Origin of the sequence: Natronomonas sp. (genome assembly GCF_046710025.1) — an archaeon.
Lineage (GTDB): Archaea > Halobacteriota > Halobacteria > Halobacteriales > Haloarculaceae > Natronomonas.
In genome coordinates this window covers 1-3621 of the sequence record NZ_JBKEGK010000248.1, presented here as the reverse complement: position 1 = coordinate 3621, position 3621 = coordinate 1, and the positions used below count along the sequence as shown (strand labels likewise).

At 62.8% G+C, this 3621-nt stretch carries 7 protein-coding genes; 3 read left to right on the top strand and 4 right to left on the bottom strand.

The features are described from left to right. From ACI944_RS13130 to ACI944_RS13120, 3 genes are all read left to right on the top strand, one after another. Nucleotides 1-566, top strand: a 566-nt coding sequence (locus ACI944_RS13130) for a protein sorting system archaetidylserine decarboxylase (RefSeq protein WP_411719482.1), incomplete at its 5' end; no start/stop codon positions are given. A 124-nt stretch (nucleotides 567-690) separates the two neighbouring features. Further along, nucleotides 691-1215, top strand: a complete 525-nt coding sequence (locus tag ACI944_RS13125; RefSeq protein ID WP_411719481.1) for a DUF5796 family protein — start codon at nucleotides 691-693, stop codon at nucleotides 1213-1215. Continuing rightward, complete coding sequence (locus ACI944_RS13120; protein ID WP_411719480.1) at nucleotides 1215-1466, top strand: hypothetical protein; 252 nt, start codon at nucleotides 1215-1217, stop codon at nucleotides 1464-1466. The genes ACI944_RS13125 and ACI944_RS13120 overlap by 1 nt, the downstream gene beginning before the upstream one ends. A gap of 620 nt (nucleotides 1467-2086) precedes the next feature. Here ACI944_RS13120 and ACI944_RS13115 read toward each other — a convergent pair. The 4 genes from ACI944_RS13115 to ACI944_RS13100 all read right to left on the bottom strand — a co-directional run. After that, nucleotides 2087-2623, bottom strand: coding sequence for a cob(I)yrinic acid a,c-diamide adenosyltransferase (locus tag ACI944_RS13115; protein WP_411719479.1), 537 nt, complete (start codon nucleotides 2621-2623; stop codon nucleotides 2087-2089). Between the two features lie 65 nt (nucleotides 2624-2688). Beyond that, entirely contained in the window at nucleotides 2689-2859 is a 171-nt protein-coding gene (locus tag ACI944_RS13110) for a hypothetical protein (protein WP_411719478.1), read from the bottom strand. 92 nt (nucleotides 2860-2951) lie between these two features. Beyond that, entirely contained in the window at nucleotides 2952-3323 is a 372-nt protein-coding gene (locus ACI944_RS13105; protein ID WP_411719477.1) for a glycerol dehydratase reactivase beta/small subunit family protein, read from the bottom strand. A gap of 32 nt (nucleotides 3324-3355) precedes the next feature. Next, on the bottom strand, nucleotides 3356-3621 hold a 266-nt coding region (locus ACI944_RS13100), incomplete at its 5' end, for a diol dehydratase reactivase ATPase-like domain-containing protein (RefSeq protein ID WP_411719476.1).

The following is a 3621-nucleotide window of genomic DNA, read 5'->3' as shown; positions in this document are numbered from 1 at the left end:
CTCGGCCGCCACTTCTCCTTGCTGTCCCACTGGCGTTCCTGAGTCCGCCGCTGGCCATCGGCTGTCTGCTCGCCGTTGTGGTGACGGTTTGGTTCCACCGCGATCCCCGGCGTTCACCCCCGCCGTCGGGGATCGTCTCCCCTGCTGACGGTCGGGTATCGGTCGTCCGCCGCGAGGACAACCGCGTCCGTGTCGCGGTGTTCATGAACGTCACGGACGTCCACATCAACCGCGCACCGGCCGAGGGGACGATTGAGGCGGTCGAACACACTCCGGGAAAACACCTCCCCGCGTTCAGCAAGGAGTCAGAGCGCAACGAGCGCGTTCGGATCGATCTCGGGGATCACGGGGTGACCCTTGTGGCGGGCGCGGTGGCCCGCCGGATTCACCCCTACGTCGAGGGAGGCGAGACGCTTGCCCGCGGGGACCGTATCGGGCACATCTCCTTTGGATCGCGTGCCGACGTGCTCCTTTCCCCGACGTACGACCTCGACGATGTCCGGGTGATAGAAGGCCAGCGCGTCCGGGCCGGCGAGACGGTGATCGCCGCCCGCGACGATGACTGACCGGCCGTGATCGGCTCACGCCGTCGCTCCGCCGTCCTGTCGCTCCCCCGCCTGTTCGGTTCTGCGGCCCGGCGGCCCGCCCGAACCGTCCCCCTTTTGCCGGCGCCGCCCAAACGACTTCGGGATGACTGAGCGAAGCGACATCGCGCCCGAAACGCTCGGCGTCAGCCTCGACCCCGAGGGCGTCGAGGTGGAGTACGTCGACGGCCGGTCCGTCTTCTACCACGGCGTCCCACAAAAGCGCGAAGAGAACGTCGTCTGTCCACCCGGCCGCGACGTCCACGTCCTCGTCACCTCGCCCGGCGGGACCGAGGGCGTCATGATGTACGTCAACGACCGGACTACCGCCGATAGGATCCTCGAATCGACGGGTGTGGGTCGGATCGTCCTCGAACGCGGCGAGACGGCGTCGCTGTTCCCCGGCGTCGACGTCGAGAACCGCGGCTACCGGATCGAGGTCTCTGCCGACCCCGAGGTCGCCCGCGGCCGAGTGTTCGTCTTCGCCGAGGACGAAACCGGCGAGGCGGCCTACGAGCTCATTGCCGACACCGGAGATGAGGGCAACAGCGCCAACGCCGCAGGCACCGACGCCGCCGGCAGTACCGACACCGGCCGCGACGACGAAACTAACGAGGGGAGCGAGGCCTGATGCCGCTTAAAAAGGGATGGGAGGAACTCGAACGGTCGACGGTCGGGTCGGTGCCGGATCGCTACGGGATCTACGAACTCGGGGACGACGAAGGAACCGTTCTCGAGGTCGATCATGGACCGCTGCGGAGTGAACTCAAGGAAGCACTCGCCTACGGGGACGCGGCACGGGTCCGTTGGCAATCGACGCAGAACCGCGCCGAGGCTGAACAGTTAGTCGCGGCACATCGCGATCGATTAGATTCGAAGTGAGCGGCCGGGGGCGGAGTGAATGGCTGGGGGTGAACTGAGCGGCCACCCCCGGATCAGATGATCGGCTTCGGAGTGAACTCCCCCCGGATTGTCGGTCTCGATGCCGGAATCAACCAATCGTCCCGGACCGCCCGGCGGTCGGCGTCCGCTTCGGGCAGCAACACATTTGACATTTTATCGTTTACGGGAAATATATATTTACTGTTAATAAGTCTCTTGCTGTTTTCCCGCCGATTGATAACGGTGATACCACTTACACCCCCGAACGGGACACCATCGTCAGGGCGACAGTGTTTCACTACCGCTTTGGGAACAGTTACCAGTACTGCGGCCGGGCGTTAGTGCCATATATAAAAGCTGGCGATCCGAAAGCCGGCCTCTGGCGAGACGACAGACCATTCCGTAGCGAAACGGCTCTCTCAGAGCCCATCTATCTATCATCGCGCAAGCGTCGGGGTGACAGCGAGCACGCCCTCCGGCGATCAGTCGACGGCTGTCACGCTCTCTCGTTGACTCCTACTGAAGCGCCGATGCGTTCCTGCATCCGCAGAGGTTCCTGATATTAATTACATTAGCATATCTTATATAAATTTTTTATAACTAATGTGGACGGCCGCGGTTCAGTACTCCGGGTTCTCCTCGGCGACCCCGTCCCGCTGGTTCGCCAGCCTGGCGAGGGTAAACAGCAGGTCGGACAGCCGGTTGAGATACGCCCTGACCTCCTCGTTGGCCCCGTCCGTCTCGGCCGTGAACACGACCGCCCTTCGCTCCGCTCGCCGGCAGACCGAGCGGGCGTGGTGAAGCCTCGACCCCGCCTCGCCGCCACCGGGGAGGACAAACGACTCGAGCGGCTCAAGTTCATCGTTTGCCTCGTCTATCCACGCCTCTAGTTGTTCTGTGTGTTCGGCCGTGACCACCGGATCGTCCTCGTCCGGGTCCGGGTTCGCGAGCTCCGCCTGCGCGATGTGCAGGTGATTCTGTATCGATCGCAGCATCTCGTCGACATCATCAAATCCCGTCGGACGGGCCAGCCCCACGAGCGAGTTGAGTTCGTCGACGTTCCCGTAGGCGGTTATCCGCGGACTGGCCTTCGAGATACGGCTCATGTCCCGGAGGTCCGTTTTTCCCTCGTCGCCGCGTCGTGTGTATATTTTCATCTGTCTGAATCGGTGTGTCGCGTGTTTCGGTCGTCGCTCTGTACGTCGCTTCGATCGCCCGTCGGTCAGCTCTCGACGAACTCGCCGATCGGTTGGCTGTGTCCGCAGTGCGGACAGGACCACTCCGTTCCGGAGAGATCCGCCTTTGTGATGTCACTCAGGCCCCAGTAGCCGTCGCACTCCCCACAGTTTACGTGGGCCAGGGTCTCGATGTACGCCGTGTGTTCCGTTGACATTCCACCTAATATACTATTGTTTATAGATAAAAAACCGTTGCGTTCTTCGGAGACTGCCTTCGCAGTCTTCGCGTGGCTCATCACACCTGACTCTACCCGACCTGCTTGAGCGGCATCCGCTTTGCGAGTCGGGCGGCGTTTGATCCCAACCTTCGGGCGTCCTCCGTGGTAGGTTCTGCGACGTCGAACAGCGGGTCGTCGCTCGGGAGTTGTTTGTGGTGGACGATCACGCGGGCATCCGGGGTCACGCCGACTCCGATCTTGAGCTTCGAGTCCATCGCCGCCCCATGAGCGACGGCGACGCTATCGTCATCGTATCCCGGCTGGACGGCCCAGGAGACTCCTTCCTCCTCGATCCCGTGTTCGATGTACTGAACGAGGTCGGGTTCCCGGTCGCCGATGCACCGCACGAAGACCCGGGGCACGTCATCGCTGGATTCGACCTCGCCTCGACAGCCACTCATACCATGTGGTATGTTACTCCGTGTGTATAACTTTACTGCCCGTCAGCCTGCAGGCGCGTCCGCTCGAGCGCCGAGGTGAGCTCTCCCGGAATCTCGAACTCAAGATGTGAGCCCCCCTCAATATGTGAGAGCACGAGCCCAGTCGCGACGGCGTTCCGCGGCCCCGTCTCCCCCCGGACGTTTGCGCGGCCACAGACGATCCCGTATTCGGCGAGCGCGTCCGAGATCATCTCCGGAATCTCGAAATCGAGCGACGAGCGTCCGGTCATGACCACGAACGGCAGATGACGAATGTTTT